This window comes from Streptomyces iakyrus (genome assembly GCF_000717055.1).
GTDB lineage: Bacteria > Actinomycetota > Actinomycetes > Streptomycetales > Streptomycetaceae > Streptomyces > Streptomyces iakyrus.
The window spans coordinates 226,251-246,526 of the sequence record NZ_JNXI01000001.1 but is presented as its reverse complement, the minus strand read 5'-3'; the positions used below and the strand labels follow the sequence as shown (position 1 = coordinate 246,526).

17 protein-coding genes and 2 pseudogenes are annotated in these 20,276 nt (G+C 71.9%); 12 read left to right on the top strand and 7 right to left on the bottom strand.

What is annotated here, in order from left to right:
* Positions 1–24 precede the first annotated feature (24 nt).
* Entirely contained in the window at positions 25–1,176 is a 1,152-nt protein-coding gene (locus OO68_RS01095; RefSeq protein WP_033306162.1) for a glycosyltransferase family 4 protein, read from the bottom strand.
* A gap of 217 nt (positions 1,177–1,393) precedes the next feature.
* On the bottom strand, positions 1,394–2,389 hold the full coding sequence (gene pgfA, locus OO68_RS01090) for a cell envelope lipid trafficking protein PgfA (RefSeq protein ID WP_033306161.1): 996 nt from the start codon (positions 2,387–2,389) through the stop codon (positions 1,394–1,396).
* 214 nt (positions 2,390–2,603) lie between these two features.
* Here pgfA and OO68_RS46665 point away from each other — a divergent pair, with 214 nt between their 5' ends.
* The 4 genes from OO68_RS46665 (at position 2,604) to OO68_RS01070 (ending at position 5,929) form a co-directional block, all read left to right on the top strand.
* Positions 2,604–2,756, top strand: coding sequence for a hypothetical protein (locus tag OO68_RS46665; RefSeq protein WP_167345865.1), 153 nt, complete (start codon positions 2,604–2,606; stop codon positions 2,754–2,756).
* Between the two features lie 2 nt (positions 2,757–2,758).
* Positions 2,759–4,012, top strand: coding sequence for a PucR family transcriptional regulator (locus tag OO68_RS01080; protein WP_033306159.1), 1,254 nt, complete (start codon positions 2,759–2,761; stop codon positions 4,010–4,012).
* 298 nt (positions 4,013–4,310) lie between these two features.
* Positions 4,311–5,084 (top strand): IclR family transcriptional regulator, encoded by a 774-nt coding sequence (locus OO68_RS01075; protein WP_033306158.1) that lies wholly within the window; start codon positions 4,311–4,313, stop codon positions 5,082–5,084.
* Positions 5,081–5,929 (top strand): SMP-30/gluconolactonase/LRE family protein, encoded by an 849-nt coding sequence (locus tag OO68_RS01070; RefSeq protein WP_033306157.1) that lies wholly within the window; start codon positions 5,081–5,083, stop codon positions 5,927–5,929. Before OO68_RS01075 ends, OO68_RS01070 begins: the two co-directional genes overlap by 4 nt.
* Before the next feature lie 49 nt (positions 5,930–5,978).
* Here the strand turns inward: OO68_RS01070 and OO68_RS01065 are convergent, their stop codons facing one another.
* From OO68_RS01065 to OO68_RS01055, 3 genes are all read right to left on the bottom strand, one after another.
* A complete protein-coding gene (locus tag OO68_RS01065; RefSeq protein ID WP_078625120.1) occupies positions 5,979–7,379 on the bottom strand; it encodes an FAD-dependent oxidoreductase in 1,401 nt (466 codons plus the stop codon).
* 257 nt (positions 7,380–7,636) lie between these two features.
* Positions 7,637–8,866: a DUF6545 domain-containing protein gene (locus OO68_RS01060; RefSeq protein WP_033306156.1), complete on the bottom strand. Its 1,230-nt coding sequence runs from the start codon at positions 8,864–8,866 to the stop codon at positions 7,637–7,639.
* Entirely contained in the window at positions 8,863–9,486 is a 624-nt protein-coding gene (locus OO68_RS01055; protein ID WP_209442527.1) for a toxin-antitoxin system, toxin component family protein, read from the bottom strand. The genes OO68_RS01060 and OO68_RS01055 overlap by 4 nt, the downstream gene beginning before the upstream one ends.
* Before the next feature lie 512 nt (positions 9,487–9,998).
* On the opposite strand from OO68_RS01055, the pseudogene OO68_RS48410 reads away from it, so the two are divergent.
* Together OO68_RS48410 and arfA are read left to right on the top strand one after the other, a co-directional pair.
* A pseudogene (locus tag OO68_RS48410) lies at positions 9,999–10,181 on the top strand (ABC transporter permease subunit); the annotation flags it as partial.
* Positions 10,182–10,315: 134 nt separating this feature from the next.
* Positions 10,316–11,827: an arabinosylfuranosidase ArfA gene (gene arfA, locus OO68_RS01045; protein ID WP_033306154.1), complete on the top strand. Its 1,512-nt coding sequence runs from the start codon at positions 10,316–10,318 to the stop codon at positions 11,825–11,827.
* Positions 11,828–11,846: 19 nt separating this feature from the next.
* On the opposite strand, the gene OO68_RS01040 is transcribed toward arfA, so the two are convergent.
* On the bottom strand, positions 11,847–14,819 hold the full coding sequence (locus tag OO68_RS01040) for a glycoside hydrolase family 35 protein (RefSeq protein ID WP_033306153.1): 2,973 nt from the start codon (positions 14,817–14,819) through the stop codon (positions 11,847–11,849).
* Between the two features lie 125 nt (positions 14,820–14,944).
* Between OO68_RS01040 and OO68_RS01035 the strand changes: the two genes are divergently transcribed.
* Complete coding sequence (locus OO68_RS01035) at positions 14,945–15,403, top strand: RrF2 family transcriptional regulator (RefSeq protein ID WP_010042345.1); 459 nt, start codon at positions 14,945–14,947, stop codon at positions 15,401–15,403.
* 313 nt (positions 15,404–15,716) lie between these two features.
* Positions 15,717–16,370: a DUF4360 domain-containing protein gene (locus tag OO68_RS01030; RefSeq protein WP_033306152.1), complete on the top strand. Its 654-nt coding sequence runs from the start codon at positions 15,717–15,719 to the stop codon at positions 16,368–16,370.
* A 121-nt stretch (positions 16,371–16,491) separates the two neighbouring features.
* On the opposite strand, the gene OO68_RS01025 is transcribed toward OO68_RS01030, so the two are convergent.
* Positions 16,492–17,268: an alpha/beta fold hydrolase gene (locus OO68_RS01025; protein WP_033306151.1), complete on the bottom strand. Its 777-nt coding sequence runs from the start codon at positions 17,266–17,268 to the stop codon at positions 16,492–16,494.
* 64 nt (positions 17,269–17,332) lie between these two features.
* On the opposite strand from OO68_RS01025, the gene OO68_RS01020 reads away from it, so the two are divergent.
* The 4 genes and pseudogenes from OO68_RS01020 (at position 17,333) to OO68_RS01010 (ending at position 20,206) form a co-directional block, all read left to right on the top strand.
* Positions 17,333–17,884 carry a YciI family protein gene (locus tag OO68_RS01020; RefSeq protein WP_033306150.1) on the top strand — a complete coding sequence of 184 codons (552 nt, stop codon included), beginning with the start codon at positions 17,333–17,335 and terminating at the stop codon, positions 17,882–17,884.
* 43 nt (positions 17,885–17,927) lie between these two features.
* A pseudogene (locus OO68_RS47335) lies at positions 17,928–18,467 on the top strand (arginase family protein); the annotation flags it as partial.
* A 201-nt stretch (positions 18,468–18,668) separates the two neighbouring features.
* Positions 18,669–19,127 (top strand): PPOX class F420-dependent oxidoreductase, encoded by a 459-nt coding sequence (locus OO68_RS47330; protein ID WP_033306434.1) that lies wholly within the window; start codon positions 18,669–18,671, stop codon positions 19,125–19,127.
* 20 nt (positions 19,128–19,147) lie between these two features.
* Positions 19,148–20,206 carry a hypothetical protein gene (locus tag OO68_RS01010; protein ID WP_033306149.1) on the top strand — a complete coding sequence of 353 codons (1,059 nt, stop codon included), beginning with the start codon at positions 19,148–19,150 and terminating at the stop codon, positions 20,204–20,206.
* The last annotated feature ends 70 nt before the right edge of the window (positions 20,207–20,276 follow it).

Here is a 20,276-nt window from a genome sequence, read left to right as displayed (position 1 = left end):
CGCCGCGCGGGCGCGTGGGCGGCTTCACGGGGCCCAGCCCCTCACCGCCTCCGTGGCGACCGCCCTGAACTGCCGCACCGTCCGGTCCCACCGGAACTGTGCGGCCCGCTCCCGCGCCGCCTTCCCCATCAGCTCCCGCCGTCGCCCGGAGAGGGCCAACGCGCACCACGCCGCGGCGAAGGAGGACTCGCCCCGGGCGAGGACGCCGGTCTCACCGTCGACCACGGAATCCTTCAGGCCCGGCACGTCGAAGGCGACGGCAGGGGTCTCGCGGGCCGCGGCCTCCGTCACCACCAGTCCCCACCCCTCCACCGCGGACGGGTGCAGCAGCAGCCAGGCCGCACACAGCAGCCGGTGCTTCTCGGCTTCGGAGACGTACCCGGTGAACTCGACGCCAGGACCGGCCAGTTGCTCCAGACGGCTTCGTTCGGGCCCGTCCCCGACGATCATCAGGCGCCCGCCGGTCACCGGCCGTACCCGCTCCCACAGCCGCAGCAGCAGATCGATCCGCTTGTACTCGACGAGCCGCCCGACGGCGACGAACAACGGCTCCGGCGAACGCTCGGCCCTCGGCCCAGGTTCCTCGACTCCGTTGTGCACGACCCGGATCCGGTCCCGCTCGACGCCGATCGCCCGCAGTGCGTGCGCGGTCGAGGAGGACACGGCGACGAGCAGACTCCGTTGCTGCGCCCCGGTCAGCGCCCAGTGTTCGAGTCTTCGGCCGATCCGCGCCGCCGGGGCCAGCGGCCCGCCGAAGCGCAGGGGCCACAGGTCCGTGTGGACGTGGTTGACCAGGGTCAGCGTCGGCCCCCGGTGCCACAGCGGCGCCAGGTAGGGCATGCCGTTGCACACCTCGACCAGCAGGTCGCAGTCGCCGATCTGCCGGGTGAAGGCGGAGCGGGCACGCAGATAGTGGCCGTAGGGGCCGCCGGCGGAGACGACCCGGTAGTCGCGGAAGGCAGCCGGCCCTCCGCACAGCAGGGTCACCTGGTGCCCCAGCCGGGTCAGTCCGTCGGCGAGCCGGTCGACCAGCAGCTCGGAGCCGCCGGCGGAGGGGTTGTCCAGATCACGGTGGGCGAGAAAAACGATCCGGCGCGGATGTGGGGGGAGCGCCGAAAGGTGCTGCGACGCACTGGGGAGCGCGGCACGCAGCCGGGACGGTACGTGCTGGGGCATGGGTGCTCCAACTCGTGTTGGGGTGCGGAACTCAGCGTGGGGCAAACGTGGGGGTGGGGTCGTCACAGAGGGTCGGTCTGTGCGGAGCCTGAGCTCTTCCTGGGAGGGGAGTGTGGACGGGATGTGCTCGGGTGGGGTTGGACAGTTTTCGCCCGGACGTTCGCCACGGCTACTCACCGGCGTGACAATTTCCGGCTTTGTTGGACCTGACGTCACATCACATCGTGAGGGTGGGCTGGGGCGTACCGGACGTATCGGCCGGAACGGGGCTCTCCGGCTCCTTCCGCCCACGTGCCACGAGAACGCCCCCCGCCACCGCCAGCACGAAGCCCCCCGCCGCCGCCCCGATCGGCAGCGTCGTGCCCACCATCCGCAGCTGCCCGCTGTCCCGCTTCGCCTGCCGCACTGCTTCCTTCTGGGTCGCGGTCGTGAACGAGACCTTCCGGCTGTCCAGCAGCACCGCCGCGTCCTTCTTCCCGCCGGGCGCCCGCAGGGTCCGCTTCGGGCCCGTCTGCGCGTAGATCACACGGCCCGTCGCCTGGTCCACGACCAGCTCGAAGCCGTGGTTGGAGTACCACTCCTCCGCCAGCACCTGCGGCCGGCTCGGCTGGTCGACGAGGCTGCCGGGCACCATGCGCGTGCCGGTCTTCGTCGGCGGCACGGAGCCGGTGAACTTGTAGCCCGTGTAGCCCTGGATCTTCGCGGTGCCCCGGTAGCGCAGCACCACCGTGTCGCCGAGGGTGTTGTCCCACCACTGGTAGGAGCGTTTCTGCACGTCGAAGGGGAACTTCAGGTACGCCTCGCCCTCGATGTAGGGCTTCTCCCCGCAGCAGTGCACGGGCCTTGTGGTCTTCCGGTCCATCACCCAGCGGTGCGGCACGAAGTCCAGCGCGTCGTGGGGATCGGCGGCCGGCAGCGACTTGTCGGTGTCGACCGTGGTCGTCACGTCCCAGACGGCGTTGCCGCTGCGCTCGCTGTCCTCGACGTTGCCCCGCACCCGCTGAGTGACGGTGATCTTCCGGTCGGGCACCGTCTCGATCCGGTCAGTGTCGAAGACGCTGCCCCGGCCGGTGTAGACGGCGGTCGTGTCGATGTCGATCGGGTTCACCGCTGCACGGGGCTCCACGTACCAGGCGAGCAGGGGCGCCAGCACCAGCAGGAACGTACCGAGACCCAGCAGGACCAGGGAAAAGGGGGAGGTTGTACGGCGCATCCGGGCACTCCAGTGGCTTGGGACGGCTCGACGTACGAGAGGGCCGGCACGGCGGCGGAATGCGCACGTGCGGTTGGGCCGGGAACCGTAGGCGGCTCTTGACGGGGTGTCAATGCTTGTCGAAACTGGGCGCGACAGGCAGGGACGGGACGCCGAGGTGGGGAAACCTCCGGACGATCTCCGGACGAATCCGGACAGAGAGGCTGACCCTGCGATGTCGAGACTGCTCGCTGCCGCGCTGACCGTCGCGCTCGCCGCCGCCCTCGCCGTGGGCGCCGCGCTGGGCGTCGTCGCGCTGCTCGAAGCCACACCCGACCAACCCAACACCCCCCTGATCACGTACGAGCAAACAGACCAGGGGAGTTGACCGTGACGGCCGCCCGCACCGCAGCCGCCCTCTCGACGCGCTCGGCCTGGCATGAGGTACCGCGCTTCCAGGTACGCCGGTTCGCCGCGATCGCCCTGGCCGAGGCGCCCGCCCTAGCCGAGGAGATCCTCTGCGAGATCCAGCGGGAGTACCCGCACCTGCCCGTCGTCCTCGACGACTCCGGCGAGCCGATGGCGCTGGTCGGCATCCGCCGGGCCATCGAGGTCTTCGTGCAGCACCTGGAGCACTCGGAGGGACGTCCGACCGTCCCGCCCGGCGTCTTCCAGGACTTCGGCCGCGGCGAGGGCCTCAACGGCCGCTCCCTCGACTCCCTCCAGGCCATCTACCGCATGGGCGTACGCCTGGCCTGGCGCCGTTTCGCCGACATCGGCCAGCGCGTGGAGATCCCGCCCCCGGCCATGTACGAACTGGTCGACGCGGGCTACGAGTACCTCGACGGCCTGGTCGACCAGTCCGTACGCGGTTACGCCGAGGCCGCGGCCCGCCAGGCCGGTGAACGCCTGCGTCTGCAACGCCGCCTCATGGAGCTGCTCCTCGCCGAGCACCACCGCGGCGACCCCTCCGAGGCCCTGACCGAACGCGCCGCCCGCATCGGCTGGCCCTTACCGGCGAAGGTCGCGGTCGGCGTCCTGCTCCGCCCGGCCCGCGAGGCGATGGCCCCCGCGGTCGGCCAGGGCGTTCTGCTGGACATGGAATACGAGCAGCCCCGCATGGTCGTGCCCGAGCCGGACGCGGCGGGCCGCTCGGAGCTCATGCACCGGGCCCTGGCCGGCTGGTCCGGCGCGATCGGCCCGCCGGTCCCGCTGACCGAGGCGGCCAAGTCCCTGCGCTGGGCGGAGGCGGCGGTCCGCCTGATGGAACGGGACCTCCTCCCCTCCGGCGAGGTCCTCTACTGCACCGAACACACCGAGGCCCTGGTGCTCCTCCAGCCCGAGGAGCTCATCGACGACCTGGCTCTGCGGTGCCTGGCCCCCCTGACCCACTGCGGCCCCACCCACGGCCGGCGCCTCGCCGAGACCCTCCTGGCCTGGCTGGAGACCCGCGGCGGCGCCCCGGAGGTGGCCGCCCGCCTGGGCGTCCACCCCCAGACGGTCCGCTACCGCCTGCGCCAGATCCGCGAACTGTGGGGCGACGAGATCGACGACCCGGACCGCCGCTTCGAACTGGAACTGGTGCTGCGGGCGCAGCGGTTGCGGGGAGAGCTGGGAGGAATGCGGGGGCGGCGTACTCGCTGAGCGGCGCCGCCCGGCGTCACACCGTGGCCCGCTCCTTCGCCGCGGTCCGCCCGGATGCGGGGGCGTCCAGGTGCGCCCCCACCTCTGCGACACCTGTGACGTGTCGCACACCGGGCACTGCAATGGGCACACCACGCGCATGTGGGGCGCTCGTGGGTTTCTGCCCGTAGGCCCGCTGCCCATTGCCCGGACATACCTCTATGGCTAGCCTGTGTTCGTCATGCCGATCGCCTGTTGATATCTCGAACATCGGGATCTGAAGCACAGGCGCCTGAGACATATAGGGAGGGGGCCGGTCGTGGGACGCCTCGTACCAGCCGTGACCCGGGCTCTCGACATTCTGGAGCTCTTCCTCGACGGGGACGGGACGCTCTCCGCCCCCGACATCGTCCGCAAGCTCCAGCTGCCGCGCACCACCGTGCACGAGCTGGTGACCACGCTCGCCGCCCGGAAGTACATCGTCCCGATGCCCGGTCAGCCCGGACGCTACCGGCTCGGCGTACGCCCGTACCAGCTCGGTGCCCGGTACTCCGAGCAGCTCGACCTCGCGGCCGAGGGCCAGCAGGTCGCCCGGTCCGTCGCCGAGACCTGCGACGAGACCGTGCACGTGGCGATCCTGGAGGACACGGACGTCATCTACATCGCCAAGGTCGACTCCACGCACGCCGTACGGATGGTGTCGGCGGCCGGCCGCAGGCTGCCCGCCCACTGCACCTCCGTCGGCAAGATGCTGCTGGCCTCCCTTCCCGAGCCGGAGCTCACCGCGCGCATCCCGGACGGTGCCCGGCTGGTCGCGATGACCCCCAACAGCATCACCGACCCGGGCGCGCTGCGCGAGGCCCTGGCCGAGATCCGTGAGCGGGGCCTCGCCGTGGAGAACCGCGAGTCCAACCCGGACGTGTCCTGCGTGGCCGCGCCGGTCCGCGACCGCACCGGGCAGGTCGTCGCCGCCCTGTCGATCTCCGTGCCCATGATCCGCTGGAGCGAGGAGCGCCGCGCCGAGCTGGAGCAGCTCGCCGTCAAGGGCGCCGCCGAGCTGTCCGAGCACCTCGGGCACCGGAGCCCGGCATGACGACGCCGTACGAGGTCGCCGTGCGGGCCGAGGCCGAGCTCGGCGAAGGGCCCACCTGGGACGCGGCAGCCGGCCGGCTGCTGTGGATCGACATCCTCGGCTCCCGCCTGCACACCTACGACCCGGCCACCGGGCGCCGCACCGTCCGCCGCACGGAACAGCACATCGGCGCCGTCAAGCCGCGCGCCGGCGGCGGCCTGGTGCTGAACCTGCGCGACGGGATCGGCCTCCTCGACCCGGACGACGGCTTCCGCTGGCTCCACCACGAGCCGGTGCCGGGCCGCCGCGCCAACGACGCCGCGATCGCGCCCGACGGCGCCCTGTGGGCGGGCACCATGCGCTACGACGAGGCGCCGGGGGGCGGCACGCTGTCCCGCGTCACCGGCGAGGGCACCGTGGAGGTCGTGCTCGACGACGCCGCCGTCAGCAACGGCACGGGGTGGAGCCCCGACGGGCGGCTCATGTACTACATCGACTCCCCGACCCGGCGGGTCGACGTCTTCGACCACGCGGACGGGCGGATCTCCGGGCGGCGGACCCTCGCCGTGATCGAGGAGGACGCGGGCTTCCCGGACGGGCTGACCGTGGACGCCGAGGGGTGCGTGTGGGTCGCGCTGTGGCAGGGCTCGGCGGTGCGGCGGTACACCCCCGGCGGTGAGCTGGACCGGGTGATCGAGCTGCCGGTGCCGCTGGTGACGGCCTGTGCGTTCGGCGGGCCGGACCTGACCGACCTGTACGTCACCACGGCCCGTACGGGGCCGGCCGAGCCGCCCGCCCTGGCGGGTTCCCTGTTCGTGGTGCCCGGGGCGGGCAAGGGCCTGGCACAGCCCGCGTTCGCCGGCTGACGAGGGGCGGGGCGGCCGGGGGCGCGAACCGCACCGGGCCGCCCCTGCCTCAGCCTCCCGTGCGGTCCAGGCGCCGCAGGACCGCCCGCTCGTCGTCCGTCAGCGGCGCCCCCACCGCCGCGGGCAACGGCGGCCCGCTCAGCGTTGCCAGGACCGTCGAGGGCCGGAGCAGCCGGGTCGGCCCCGTCGTCATGCTCATCACGTCCCAGACCGCCGACGCCGCCGTGTACGAGCCGGTCGCCGTGCGGATCATGCGGCGGGTGTAGGCGGTGACCAGACGGTCGGCGACCCCGGGCGAGCCCCCGCGCGTGCCGGGATACCAGACGTCCTGGCTCACCGCCATCGTCCACGCGGACTCCACCGGCCGGGCCACCCTCCGCTGCACCCGCCGGGCGAGCCCGGGCTCGCCGAGGGCGGACCGCCGCAGCTCGCGGTCCAGCTCCCGGGCGCCCAGCGCGGCCACCGACATGCCCTGTCCGTAGGCGGGGTTGAACGTGGCCAGCGCGTCACCGAGGACGACGAGGCGGTCGGGCCAGGAGCGGACCTTCTCCAGGTACCGGCGGTGATTGCTGGTGCTGCGGCTGACATGGACGTCGGTGAGCGGTTCCGCGCCGGAGATCAGCCGGCCCACGATCGGGTCGGGCAGGTCCAGGGTGTACCGGAGGAACGCGTCCGGATCGGACGGCGGTTCGCCGCCGCCCCGTGTACCCGCGAGGCTGACCATCCAGCGGTCGCCCTCGATCGGCAGCACCATGCCGCTGCGGCCGGGCCGCCCCTGGTACGGATCGGCCTGCACCATGGTCAGGGGGAAACGCCCGGCTCCCTCGGGAGTGCGGTAGAGACGCGTGGCGTTCACCAGGCCGGCGTCCACCGTCTTCTCGCGTACGTCGTCTACGCCCAGCGCCGCCAGCCAGGTCACGATCCGCGAGCCGCGCCCGCTCGCGTCCACCACGAAGTCGGCGGCGAGATCCTCCTCCCCGGCGGCGGTCGACACGCGGACCCCGGTCACCCGCTGCCGCGACCCCGTCAGCTCCAGCACCCGCGCCTTGCGGATCACCACCCCGGTGCTGTCCAGCACGGCGCCCCGCACCGCCCAGTCGAGCAGGGCCCGGGTGCAGGTCAGCATGCTCGGGCCGGGGTGACGCCAGCGCCGGAGCCAGCCCTCGGGCGTGAGGGCGACCATGCCCGAGCCGAGCGGTATCTCGTGCGCACCGGCGGCGAGCAGGTGCTTGCGCATGCTCACGCCCGGCACCAGGTCCTCCATGGAGGCCAGCCCGCCGGCCATGAGGAGATGCGCGTGACGTCCCTGGGGCAGGCCCTTGCGGTGCTCCGGCCCCTCGGGCAGATCGTCGCGGTCGAGCACGACCACCTCGTCCGCGACGGCGGACAGGGCCGCCGCGGCCAGCATGCCGGCCAGACCCGCACCGATGACGACAGCTCTACGCGACATGCGACTCCCCGCACTCAGCCATGAAGGCTCCTTTGCCCTGAGGGCATTCCCCGTCGTCCGGCCACAGCCGCGCGGGCGCACAACACCCGTCCGCCGGCACCGGTTTCGAGCCACACAGGCCTCGTTCCGGACGGCTCTCACCGTACCTTCACGTACCGTGCGCGGCCCCCGTGCGGGTCACGTCGATGCATTCCCGCCGGATACGACGGCACCGGCACCGGCACCGGCACCGGCACCGGTCGCGGGCGGGGGCGTGGTCAGCCGGTCAGCGACCTGCCGTCCGTGTGGTCACGCGCCTGGGCGCGGATCGCCCGGAGGTCCTCCGTGCGGCGCAGGGCCCGGGACAAGGCGCCGATCTCGCGCAGCAGGTCCGTGGTGTCCCGGGCACCGGTGCCGTCGTCCTCCCGGGTCCGGTTCCCGGCGTCGGCCGCGTCCAGGATCGCCGCGGTGGCGGCGAGTGTCTTCGCGCGGTCGGGCGGATGGCCGAGGGCGAGGGCGGCGTCGTGGAACCGTTCGCGCCGGTCCTCGTCGATGTGCCGGGCCAGCGGCAGCAGCACGTCGCGGATGAACGTCTCACGGCGGACCAGCCGCAGCTCCGGCGTCGCGCGCAGCAGGAACGGGACCCCTGTGCCGTTGACCGTCCTCATCAGCAGGTACAGCGGCCGCAGTTCGTGGAGGGCGAGCCGGACGTGCCAGCGGCCGTGCAGGTACTGCCCGGCGTGCGGGAGGATGAAGCCGACCGCGATGAGCACGGCGGACAGGCAGGCGAGCGGCGGGGCGACGGCCGTGCTCAGCCAGTCCAGGTCCCGCCCGGACCAACGGGCCACCACGGCACTGATCTTGGCGCCGTCGAAGAGCAACTGCGCCGCGTAGCCCACGCCGAGGAACTTCAGCCCCCAGCGCAGCAGCGAGTCGAGCCCGTCCGTGCGGACCCAGTTCCAGATCAGCCCGTTGGTGACCAGCGCGGCCACGGTGTGCGCGAGCAGGTACAGCACGATCACCTCGCGCATGTACGGAGTGTTCGCGTAGTACGTGTCGAGGTCCCGCAGCCGCTCCACCGGTACGTCCGCGAGGGCGAACAGCACCCACATCGCGACGATCACACCCGAGTAGACCGCCACGACCCCGCGCATCGCGCGCCGGGTGCGCTCCGAGCGGTCGGACAGGCCGTTGCGCCAGGAGATGATCAGCAGCAGGCAGAAGGCGCAGAACGCGGTGAGCAGCGAGTAGACCCAGGGTCCGGAGAAGTTCGCCACCCCGGTGAGCCGGTTGACCCGGGCGATCGTCGACGGCGCCACGAACACGAACACCGCGCAGGCGAGCAGCAGCAGCCCGCCGACCGCGCGCAGCATCGGGTCCTTCCAGAGCCGGATGATGCTCGGCAGCTTGATGGCCAGCGCGGCCGCCAGGACCCCCGCGGGGATCCACCAGAAGTTCGGATAGAACTGGTTGACGAACTCGGCCGGGGTCAGCGCCACCGTCGTCACGGTGCCGCACCTCCTCGCGGCCCATGGTGAGGCCCCCGGTAGTACAGCGACCGCTGCACGGGGTCGAGGGGTGCCTCCGGCCCGCGCCCGCCCGGCAGCAGCGCCCGGCACCCCGCCGCCAGCCGGTGCCCGAAGGCGTCGGCCTCGGCCTCGTCCCGCTCCCGGGAGCCGTTGCGGGCGGCCACCGCCAGCGCGACGTCGTCCCACCCCGGCCGGTCGGCGAACGCATGGGCCGCCACCGCACCCGCCCCGTGGTGATGCCCGTGCCCCGCGTGCAGATGCCACAGCTCATGCCCGAGGATGACCAACTGCTGCACCGCCTCGGCCCGTTCCTCGACGATGACGAGGTCGAAGTCCTGGAACTCCACCCACAGGCCCGTCACTTCGATCTCGTCGGGGAAGCGCTCGAAGCGCAGCTCGACGCGCCGCCCGCCGCGCCGGCTGCTCATCTCCTCGCACAGGGCCCGGCACAGGGACCGCACGTCGGTGGGTTGGTCCGGTCTTTTCCGTACCGCGGTGGCGAGTTCGGCGGCCAGGCCGCGCATGGCCGAGCCACTGCGTGAGCGCCTGAGCGCGGCGGAGAGTCGGGCGGCCCGGGCCCGCGCGCCCGCGATGTCCATCGCTCCCCCTTCTCACCGCCGGCCTGTCGCGGCTCCGAGACTACGCGCCCGAAAGTGTGCGCGTCATGCGATCGGACGTCCGATGTCCACAAGGGAACGACCGTTCCTGTCCGGAAAAGTCCCGCCCGAAGTCTGGCCGGACCATTGACGTGCAAGCGCTTCGAATTTACGGTCCCGTTCGAAGTAACGAGCGCCATCCGAAATACCGAACAGCTATCCGTCATCGATCGTAAGGGCAGGGCATGGCACGACCTGACCTGAATCGCAGGCAGCTTCTCGGCGGGCTCGGCGGACTCTTCGTCGCGAGCAGCTTCGGCTTCGCAGCGCTCGGCACCGGCGCCGACGCACTCGCCTCCGACGCCGACACGCGGGTGCGCTACTGGAACCTCTTCAGCGGCGGCGACGGCTCCAACATGATCGCGATGCTGGACGCCTTCCGCGTCATCGACGGCAAGCTCTACGCTCTCCCGCTCGACATCCACGTCCAGCTCTGCTTCTACCGCAAGGACGGCCTGAAGGGAGCCGCCTTCATCGACGGCGCCAGCCGCTGGCGCGTCTTCTTCACCATCGTCCTCCCGCTGTCCCGCCCCTCCTTGGCGGCGGTCGGCATCTTCACCTTCATCGCCTCGTGGAACAACTTCCTCTGGCCGTACACGGTGACCAACAACCCCGACCTGATGACGCTGCCGAACGGCACGTGGCGGGCGTGGCGCACACAGGCCTGGCAGGCCAGTAGCGCCCTTCTTCAGGGGCGCGGGGAACCGCGCGATCGACCCCCACGGCCCCGCAGCCGCCACCGAAACAGAACCACCCACCCCGAAAGGCGAAAATGCACAAGGCCCGCTTCACCCTCGACCCCGCTTTCACGGTCGGCGAGGTCAACCCTCGCCTCTTCGGCAGCTTCGTGGAACACCTCGGCCGCTGCGTCTACACCGGCGTCTTCGAACCCGACCACCCCACAGCCGACGAAGCAGGCCTCCGCCAGGACGTCCTGGACCTCGTCAGGGAGCTCGGCGTCACCGCCATCCGCTACCCCGGCGGCAACTTCGTCTCCGGCTACAAGTGGGAGGACTCCGTCGGCCCCGTCGAGGACCGCCCCCGCCGCCTCGACCTCGCCTGGCGCTCCACCGAGACCAACCGCTTCGGCCTCTCCGAGTACATCGCCTTCCTGAAGAAGATCGGCCCCCGGGCCGAGCCCATGATGGCCCTCAACCTCGGCACCCGCGGTGTCGCCGAGGCCCTCGAACTCCAGGAGTACGCCAACCACCCTGCCGGCACGGCCCTGTCCGACCTCCGTGCCGCGCACGGTGACAAGGACCCCTTCGGCATCAAGATCTGGTGCCTGGGCAACGAGATGGACGGCCCCTGGCAGACCGGCCACAAGACGGCGCAGGAGTACGGCCGGGTCGCCGCCGAGACGGCCCGCGCCATGCGCCAGATCGATCCGGGCGTCGAACTCGTCGCATGCGGCTCCTCCAGCCAGTCCATGCCGACCTTCGCCGCGTGGGAGGCGACGGTCCTGGAGGAGACGTACGACCTCGTCGACTACATCTCCCTGCACGCCTACTACCAGCCCGAGGACGGCGACCTCGACTCCTTCCTGGCCTCCGCCGTCGACATGGAGTCCTTCATCGAGAACGTGGTCGCCACCGCCGACCACATCGGCGCGAAGCTGAAGTCGAAGAAGAAGATCAACCTCTCCTTCGACGAGTGGAACGTCTGGTACATGTCGGAGTGGCACGAGATCGAGAACTCCGGCGCGCGGGACTGGGCGGAGGCCCCGCGCCTGCTGGAGGACAACTACAGCGTCCTGGACGCCGTCGTCTTCGGCTCGCTCCTCATCGCCCTGCTCCGGCACGCCGACCGCGTCACGGTCGCCTGCCTCGCCCAGCTCGTCAACGTCATCGCGCCCATCATGACCGAGCCCGGCGGCCCGGCCTGGCGGCAGACCACGTTCTTCCCGTTCGCGCAGGCCGCGCGGTACGGCCGCGGCCAGGTCCTGGACGTCCGCGTGGACTCGCCGACGTACGAGACGAGGAAGTACGGCGAGACCGACCTGCTGCACGCCACCGCCGTGCGCGCCGAGGACGGCACCGTCACCGTCTTCGCCGTCAACCGCAGCCGCACCGACGCCCTGCCGCTCGAAGTCTCCTTGAGCGGACTGGACGTGACGAACGTCGTCGAACACAGCGTCCTCGCGGACGCCGACCCCGACGCCCGCAACACCCTCGACGACCCCGAGCGGGTCGCCCCGCACACCGCCGACGGCACGACCCTCCAGGAGGGCACGCTGAGCACCGTCCTGGAGCCGTTGTCCTGGAACGTGATCCGGCTGGCCTGACGGCCCCCGGCCGGTCCGGTCAGACCGGTTTCACGGGCACCCCTCCGGCCGCGGCGCCCAGCAGCGTCAGCCGCACCTCGCCCGGCCCGGAGGGGGTGGTCCCGTCGGACAGCACCGCCAGCGCCAGGGTGTTGGCGCCCCGGGTGCGCAGGATGCCGTTCGGCAGCACGAAAGTGTGCTGCGGGCCCACGTCGTTGATGTACTGGCCCATGTTCCAGCCGTTGAGGAAGATCTGGACGCGGTACGCCCGGCCGGGATCGTCGTCGAGGACGAGCCCGACCGAGGCGTCGACGCCCGGGGCGACGTCCAGCCGGAAGTCCGTCCGGTACCAGATGACGCCCTGCCGCCGGTCGCCCGCGGGGAGTTCGGTGTCCTTCCAGTCCCCGTCGTCGAACTCGGGCAGGTGCCAGCCCTCGCGCTCCCCGTGCAGCCCGCCGTTGTTCATCGGACCGCGTACGGGATCCGGCGTGGTCGCGCCCTGGATCCGCCACTTCACCCCGGGGGAGCCGCCCTCGAAGGTGACGGCGGTCAGCCCGCGCGCGGCCTTGTGCGTGTCGAGCGCCTCGCCGTCCATGTCGTGCTGCATCCGCCGGACGAGCACGGACAGCACGTGCCGCTGCTCCGGGTCCGCGTCACGGAGCTTCTCGCGCAGCCGCTTCGGCAGGTCGAAGCCGGCCTTAGCGGTCCACGTGCCCTGCCGCGCCCGGTCCTTGTCCGGCACGGGCATCCGGTGCGTGCCCAGCGGCTCGCCGTCCAGCCAGGCCATCAGCAGGCCCTGCGTGCCCGTGCTGTAGGCCAGGGACACGGACTCGACGCCGCTGTCGCCGGTCCACTCGCCGCGGTACCAGACGTCGCCGTAGTGGAAGCCGTAGTCGTCGGCGAACAGGACGGGCTGCCCGTCGGGCACGGGCGTGGTGCTGAACGTGGTCTCCTTGTCGGCCGTCGTCCAGTCCGAGTCGTCGAAGTCCGGCTCGGACTCCGGGTTCCCGGCACGCCGCCGCCAGCCGTCCAGGGCGGGCAGGACCGGCCGGGTCACCCCGGCCAGCGGCCGCAGCGCCAGCAGACTGCCGGAGGCGCTGATCCGGGTGGGGACCGGGCGTCCGTTCCAGGTGACGTGGGTGATCCCGCGCGGCCCCCACACCTCCAGGCCGGTCTGCCCGGTGGTGTCGCCGGTGAGGTGGACCGTGGAGCCGCGCAGCTCGGCCGAGCGCAGCAGGGCGGGGCCGTAGACGAGGAGCGGGCCGGACGGGGTCTCGTAGGGCCACAGCCGCAGGGCGGTGGCGTCGTCGGCGAACAGCACCAGCATCGGCGTGTCCACACCGTCGCCCTCGACCCGCACGCGGCTCAGCCCGCCGGCGCCGAGCGGAGCGGTGATGTTCAGCTTGTTGAGGTTCCAGGACCACGCGGGCTCCGCGTCCAGCCGCATGGGAGTCGGCTCGTCGGGGCACTCCAGCACGACCTGCGCGAGATCGCCCCGCCGGCCCGCGAACACGGCGATGTCCTGCCGTCCGGCGGTCAGGCTCAGCATCGGCTGCACGGTGGCGTGCACCAGCGTCCGCTTCCCGAGCCTCAGATCGGCGGCGATCAGCTTGGCGTCCCGCGCGGGGACCATGACCGGCACGTCGATCCCGGCGTCCGGCAGCGTCACGGAGACCGCCTCGGCGGAGTCGTTGCGCAGGACGTAGAAGTGGGCCCCGGTGTCGGGGTTGGTCAGGTGGTAGACCTTGATCCGCTCGTCGGTCGCGCGCACGGACTTCGCCCGGTTCAGTCGGGCGAGGTCGGGCACGGACCGCAGCAACTGCCCGATCTGGTGCATCGGCGCGAGCTTCGGGGTGGCGTTGCGGGCCTCGTCGAACGCGGCGCCGTAGTCGTACGAGGTGTAGACGGCCGGCGCGGGCAGCCAGCCCCAGGAGGTGCCGCCGTACGTCATGTAGACGTTGTGCAGCGTGATGCCGTTGGCGAGGTTGGTGAGGTAGAAACGCCGCTCGTACGCCGCGTCCCGGGTCCGGCGCGCCTCGGCGTACCCCTTGCCGTCGAACCAGGACCCGCCCCACGGGTCGAACCAGCCCCCGCCGAACTCGGGCACGAACCCGGGCGTCTTCGGACTGGCCGTAGTCCCGCCCTTCCTGCCGCCGGTCCCGAACGACCCCCAGTCCGGCGGCACCTCGTCCGGCTCCGGGTATCCGTCGAACCCGTAGAGCCAGCGCCCCTTCTCGCCGCCGGTGCCGAACGAGCCGGGCGCCCAGTGGCCGTTCCTGCCCTTGTCGTTGTGGAACAGCGGCACGTCGATACCGTCGGCGCGGACCTTCTCGTACAGGTACGACATGTAGGCGCGACCGGACGGCTCGTCGACGTGCGCGTCGTACTCGTTCTCGATCTGGTAGAGCAGCACCGTGCCCGTGCCCCGGGTGAACAGGCGCTTCGCGGCGATGGCGTTGACGGCGGTCAGCCACTCGTCGACATAGCGCAGGTAGGTGGGGTCGGAGGTCCGGGCCCGGCCCTCGGTGGCGGTCAGCCAGCCGGGGAAGCCGCCGGCGTCGACCTCGGCGTTGATGTACGGCCCGGGCCGCAGGATCACGTACATCCCCGTCTCGGCGGCCGTCCGCAGGAACAGGTCCAGGTCGCGCACGCCGGTGAAGTCGTAGCGGCCGGGGGCGGGGGAGTGATGGTTCCAGGCGACGTACGCGCTGACGGCGTTGTAGCCGTGGGCGCGCATCTTCTCCAGCACGTCCCGCCACAGCGACGGGCTCGGCAGCCGGAAGGGGTGCATCTCGCCCGACCAGAGGACCAGGCGGCGGCCGTCGACGGTCAGCGAGTGGTGGTCGAAGCCGATCTTGTGCGGCCGGCCGTCCGCGCTCGGCACGGGCGGCGGCGGGCCGGTGGGCGCGGTGCGTGCCGGGTTGGCGGAGGTCGGCGACCCGCTGCCGGTCAGCGCGAAGCCGAGCGCCGCCGTGCCGGCCAGAGCGTGGAAGGTACGCCTGCTGAGCTCCAAGGGAGCGCCTCCTGTTGTGCCATGCGGTACGTGGTGCGTGTGCTTGTCGTACGGGGGTGCGTGTGCTTGATGTGGTTCGGGGTGCGCGTGCTCAATGTCTACAGGGTGACGGCCACAATGGTCCTATGAGGATCTCGGCACGTGCGGACTACGCGGTACGAGCGGTCGTGGAGCTGGCCGTCCGGCAGGGGGAGGGACCGGTCAAGGCGGAGGCCGTCGCCACCGCGCAGGACATCCCCCACAAGTTCCTGGAGGGGATCCTCGGCGATCTGCGGCGCGGGGGCGTCGTCGACAGCCGGCGCGGCGGGGGCGGCGGCTACCGGCTGGCCAGGGAGGCCTCGGAGATCACGGTCGCGGACGTGATCCGGGCCGTGGACGGGCCGATCGTATCGGTGCGCGGCGAGCGGCCGACCGGCCTCGCCTACTCCGGCACCGCCGAGCCGCTGCTCCCGCTGTGGATCGCCCTGCGGGCCAACGTCCGCAGGATCCTGGAGGGCGTGACGATCGCCGACCTCGCGGCCGGGGCGCTGCCGGAGCCGGTGGAGCGGCTGGCGGCGGAACCGGCGGCCTGGGAGAACCCCTGAGTGGCGGCGGCCGTGCGCGGCGCTGTGCGTGATCCTCATTCCGTCCTCGGGATCTCCTCGCCATGTCCTCGGTCTGACGCACTGGTGCAACGCACCCTATGCGTCCGCCGGTACCGGGTGAATTCCCGCCAGTGTGAATGGCCGGTGAGCGACCTGGCCCGCCACTGCCGCCCTGCGTACGATGCGACCGCTCCCGCTCTTCACATCTCCTTCATGGAATGGTCACAGGCCGGGGGTGCGTGTACTTGTCGGTTTGACATGTGCATGCTTATTCACTTTCACGATCCACCCCCCACGAACGGATGGGAGAACCATGGCCGGTGGCCTGCTCCTGAGCGGCGCGATCGCCGCGCTGCTCACCAGCGCACTTCCCGCATCATCCCCGTCCTCCGGGTTCGACGACCCGCCCCCGGACAAGATCATCATCCAGGTCGCCACGGTGAACGGCTCCGGCTGCCCGCAGGGCACGGCAGCGGTCGCGGTCTCCGAGGACAACACGGCGTTCACGGTCACCTACAGCGACTACCTCGCCCAGGCCGGCGGCAGCTCCGACCCGACCGCGTTCCGCAGGAACTGCCAGCTCAACCTGAAGGTCCACGTGCCCGGCGGCTTCACCTACGCCATCGCGAGCGCGGACTACCGCGGATTCGCCTCGCTCCAGCGCGGCGCGAGCGCCACCCAGCGGGCCTCGTACTACTTCCAGGGCTCGCCCAGCACGGTGTACAAGAACCACCCCTTCAGCGGGCCCCTCAACGACAACTGGCAGGCCACCGACGAGACGGACTGGGCCCAGCTGGTCTACGCGCCCTGCGGAGTGCAGCGCAACTTCAACATCAACACCGAGATCCGCGTCAACGCCGGCACCCAGTCGGCCGACAAGGTCAGTTTCATGACGATGGACTCCACGGACGGGGACATCAGCACGGTGTACCACCTGGCGTGGAAGGAGTGCCCGAAGAAGTCGTGACGGTGTGAACGGGGGGCGGCTTCACCGGCCAGGTGGCCCGGTGGGCCGCCCTTCCCGGTCCTCCGCGTCGTCCGGCCGGCCTACGTGTCGTCCTCGTTCGGGGATCTTCGGTGAGGGCCGGTCAGCCCCGGGGCGCGAGAGCCACGGCAGTGGCCGCCACGAAGGCCTCCGGGTTGTCCAGCATGATGTTGTGACCGCAGTCGGGGATCGGGACGACGGACACGCCGGCCTCCCTGAGGGCCTCGGTGCCCGGGAGCGGGCCGTCGGACTCCGGGAGCAGGAAGGTGCGGGGGATCTTCAGGTCCAGCAGGAGTTCACGCATGGTCGGGTCGGAGCCCCGGGTGAGGTGGAACGCGCTGCGGTGCAGGGCCTCGCGGCCGGCCAGGCGCATCGTGGACCACCAGTGCGGGCCGACCCGGTCGCGGACCTCCTCCCAGCCGCCGCCCGTCACGAACTCCTCCTCGGAGTAGGCGGCGATGCCGCTGCTGCCCGACGAGCCCGGGGCGCGCGGGATCGGGTCCAGGTTCGCGTCGACCAGGACCAGGCGGGAGACCAGGTGGGGGTGGCGGGCCGCCAGGACGACGGCCACCGAGCCGCCCATGCTGTGTGCGATCAGCTCAGCGGCCGAGACACCCGCCCCCGTCAGCGCGTTGGCGACGGCGTCGGCGTGTGACTCCAGTCTGTAGTCGAAGTGCGTCGGGCGATCGCTGATGCCGTGGCCCAGGAGGTCCAGGAGCAGGGAGCGGTGGCCGGACAGCCTCGGGTCGACCGCGACGGAGGTGAAGTAGGCCGGCGATGTGGCGCCCAGTCCGTGCAGGTAGACGCGCGTCGGCTCCCGCCCCGGCAGTTCGACCCAGCGGATCTGGTCGCCCTCGGGCGTTACGGCGGCGCTGCGCACGGTCTGCTCTCCTGTGGTCACGACGACGGGAGACACGAGCGTAGCCACCGAGGTTGGATGAGCCATGGAGTTTTTCTGCTACCACCGCGACCGGCCCGGCTCCCTGCCCCTGCGCGAGGAGCTGGGGGAGGCGCACTGGGCCTATATGGACCGCTACGAGGCCGAGTTGATCGCCCGGGGACCGACTTTTGCGGATGACGGGGAGACGGTCACGGGCAGTGTGCACATCGTCGACCTGCCGGATGCCGCCGCCGCCCGCGCGTTCGCCTTCGACGAGCCCAACTACCAGGCCGGGGCGTACCGGGATGTACTGGTGCGACGGTGGCGGAACCTGCTGGGCCGCACCATGTGGGAGTTCCCCGGCGGCCGGACGGGCGGCAAGCGGTACCTCGTTCTCGGGCTCGGCCCGGGGGACGGTGCCGACCTCGATGTGCCGGATACCCGGCAGGACGAACTGATCGCGTACGGACCGCTGCTGTCCGACGACGGCGCCGTGTGGGTGGGCACGGCGGCACTGGTGCGGGCCGCGGACGCGGAGGCGGCGCGTGCGGTGCTGACCTCGGACCGGTACGCCGCAATCGAGGTGCATGACTGGGAGTTCGGCGGGCGACGGTGAGGCGCGGGGGCACGTCCGTCCGTGTCCCTGCCGCTCCTAGGCTGTGTTGATCACCGTCGAGAGGAGATTCCCGTGTCCGGTCGGGTCGTACTTGAGGTGGCCCAGTGGCAGGGGTCGGGAGCGGCCACAGCCGGCCGGCGGCGACTGCGGGGTCGATCTCGCCCCCGTCGAGACCGCGCTCTCCGTGTTCGGGGACCGGCTGGCGCTGGTGTGGCTCGACGCGCACGCAGACCTCAACACACCGGAGTCGTCGCCCTCCGGGGCGTTCCACGGCATGGTGCTGCGCGCGCTCATCGGTGACGGACCGGAGGGCCTGCGCCCCGTACGGAGCCTGTCGGCCGACCGTGTGGTGCTGGCGGGGGCCCGATCCCTGGACCCGGGCGAGCGGGACCTCGTCGAGCACCGCGGCATCCGGCACGTCGGCGTCGAGCAGCTGGCCGAACCGGGCCCGCTCCTCGCGGCAGTGCGCGCGACCGGTGCCGAGGCGGTCTACGTCCACATCGACCTCGACGTCCTCGACCCCCGGGTCTTCCCGGCCGTCGGCACACCGGAACCCGGGGGGCTCGACGTCGACGGCCTGCTGGGAGCGGTGCGGGCCCTGACGGGGGAGTTCACGCTCGCCGGCATCGCGCTGACCGAGTACGAGCGGGGGGGGGGAGGACACCGGTCAGGAGGAGGCCGTACTGCGGCGCATCGTCGACGGGCTGTTCGGCACGGCCCGGGGCTGAGCGGCGAAGTGGGCGGATCTCGAAATGATCGAAGCCGCACGGGTGTTGGCCATGGCATGACCGACAGACCGACACCCCGCCTCCTGTCCGACGAAGCCCTTTCCGACCTGCTCGCCGCGCAGCAGTTCGGCACGCTCGCCACCGTCAAGCGCAGTGGCCACCCCCATCTGACGACCATGGTCTACAACTGGGATCCCGACTCCCGCACCGTGCGGTTCTCGACGACGGCCGACCGCGTCAAGGTCAAGCACCTGCGCCGCTCACCCGGTGCGGCGCTGCACGTGCAGGGCGGGGACGTCTGGTCGTTCGCCGTGGCGGAGGGTGACGCCGAGGTCTCCGACGTCACGACGGTCCCCGGCGACTCGGTCGGCCGGGAACTGCTCGCGATGATCCCGGCGGGCGCCGAACCGGAGGACGAGGACGCCTTCTTCCAACAACTGGTCGACGAGCGGCGCGTCGTCATCCGGCTGAAGGTGGAGCGGCTGTACGGGACCGCGCTCGACATCGAGGGATAGGGCTGCGGCACGATGAGCGCATGAACGGACAACGGGGCAGCACTGATGAACAATCCCTCGGCGACCTCGCCCGGCGGCTCCTCGCCGCGGACACCGGCGGCTGGACGCCGGAGGGGGTGAACACCCTGGCGGACGGGCTCGGCTGGGCCCGGGGCGGCACGGCGGACCATCCCGTCCTGGTCACCGGCCGGCCCTCGGGCAACGCCCGACTGCGTCCCGTCGGCACCTACGAAGAGCCTTTCACCGACGGCGAGTCGTACGTGGAACTCGCCGTGCCGGTGGCGACCGCCGATCCCGGCGCCGCGGCGCAGGCCGCCGCCTTCCGCGCCGCCAACGAGGAACTGACCGCGGCCCTGGGACGGCCGTCCGTCATGGGTTCGCACGGCGACATGGGCCCCTTCTACGACAGCGGGCCGTCGTGGGGCGCCCCCTTCCTGCGCTGGCGCGGCAGTACGGACACCCTGGAGCTGCGCGCCGGTAAGGCGGGCCCGGAGCTGGTCCTGCAGCCCACCGACCCGGCGGAGAACTGGTTCTGGCGTCAGGGCCACGGCGAAGAGCACGCGATCAGCGGCTTCTTCGGCAGCAACCGCGACCCCGCCAACGCCGGCCTCGGCTTCCCCGGCGGCTGGACCGCCCGCAGCTGGGAGACCGTCACCCGGTCGCTGGGCGACTTCCTGGGGGCCCTGCCCGCCGAGGCCGTCGCCCTCGGTGTCGGTTTCGGCATGCCGTTCTACGGGCGGACCGGCGGTGGCGCGCCACTCCTCTTCGACGTCACGTGCGGCGACCGGCTGTCGATCGGCTGCTTCGCCCCGGACGGCGTCGACGCGGCCGCGCTCGGCTGGGGCACCGTCGCCGAGCACCCGGGTACGGCCTCGGTCTGGAGCGACGACGATCCGCTGTGGCGCGTGGACGCGGGAGGACCCGGCGAACCCAAGGGCCGCGCGCTCGCGGAGATGCTGGTGGCGACGGCCAGGGCGGCGGGGGTGACCGAGCCGGCCGGTCTGATCGTCGGCGGTGAGGCCGAGTACGTGGACGGCTATCACGTCAGGTACTACGGGCTGGGACTTCCGACCGGCTGACCCGTCCGTGTTCCGGTCGAACTTCGATGGTCCGCGCGGTTGTTGCCGCGCGGACCATGGACGCGCAATG

Bases quoted from the DNA above. Each gene is read 5' to 3' on its own strand.
- OO68_RS01010 (WP_033306149.1), top strand. From the start codon at position 19,148: ATGAACGGACAACGGGGCAGCACTGATGAACAATCCCTCGGCGACCTC.
- OO68_RS01095 (WP_033306162.1), bottom strand. From the start codon at position 1,176: ATGCCCCAGCACGTACCGTCCCGGCTGCGTGCCGCGCTCCCCAGTGCG.
- OO68_RS01035 (WP_010042345.1), top strand. From the start codon at position 14,945: ATGAGGATCTCGGCACGTGCGGACTACGCGGTACGAGCGGTCGTGGAG.
- OO68_RS01055 (WP_209442527.1), bottom strand. From the start codon at position 9,486: ATGGACATCGCGGGCGCGCGGGCCCGGGCCGCCCGACTCTCCGCCGCG.
- pgfA (WP_033306161.1), bottom strand. From the start codon at position 2,389: ATGCGCCGTACAACCTCCCCCTTTTCCCTGGTCCTGCTGGGTCTCGGT.
- OO68_RS01020 (WP_033306150.1), top strand. From the start codon at position 17,333: ATGGAGTTTTTCTGCTACCACCGCGACCGGCCCGGCTCCCTGCCCCTG.
- OO68_RS01070 (WP_033306157.1), top strand. From the start codon at position 5,081: ATGACGACGCCGTACGAGGTCGCCGTGCGGGCCGAGGCCGAGCTCGGC.
- arfA (WP_033306154.1), top strand. From the start codon at position 10,316: ATGCACAAGGCCCGCTTCACCCTCGACCCCGCTTTCACGGTCGGCGAG.
- OO68_RS47330 (WP_033306434.1), top strand. From the start codon at position 18,669: ATGACCGACAGACCGACACCCCGCCTCCTGTCCGACGAAGCCCTTTCC.
- OO68_RS01065 (WP_078625120.1), bottom strand. From the start codon at position 7,379: ATGTCGCGTAGAGCTGTCGTCATCGGTGCGGGTCTGGCCGGCATGCTG.
- OO68_RS46665 (WP_167345865.1), top strand. From the start codon at position 2,604: ATGTCGAGACTGCTCGCTGCCGCGCTGACCGTCGCGCTCGCCGCCGCC.
- OO68_RS01030 (WP_033306152.1), top strand. From the start codon at position 15,717: ATGGCCGGTGGCCTGCTCCTGAGCGGCGCGATCGCCGCGCTGCTCACC.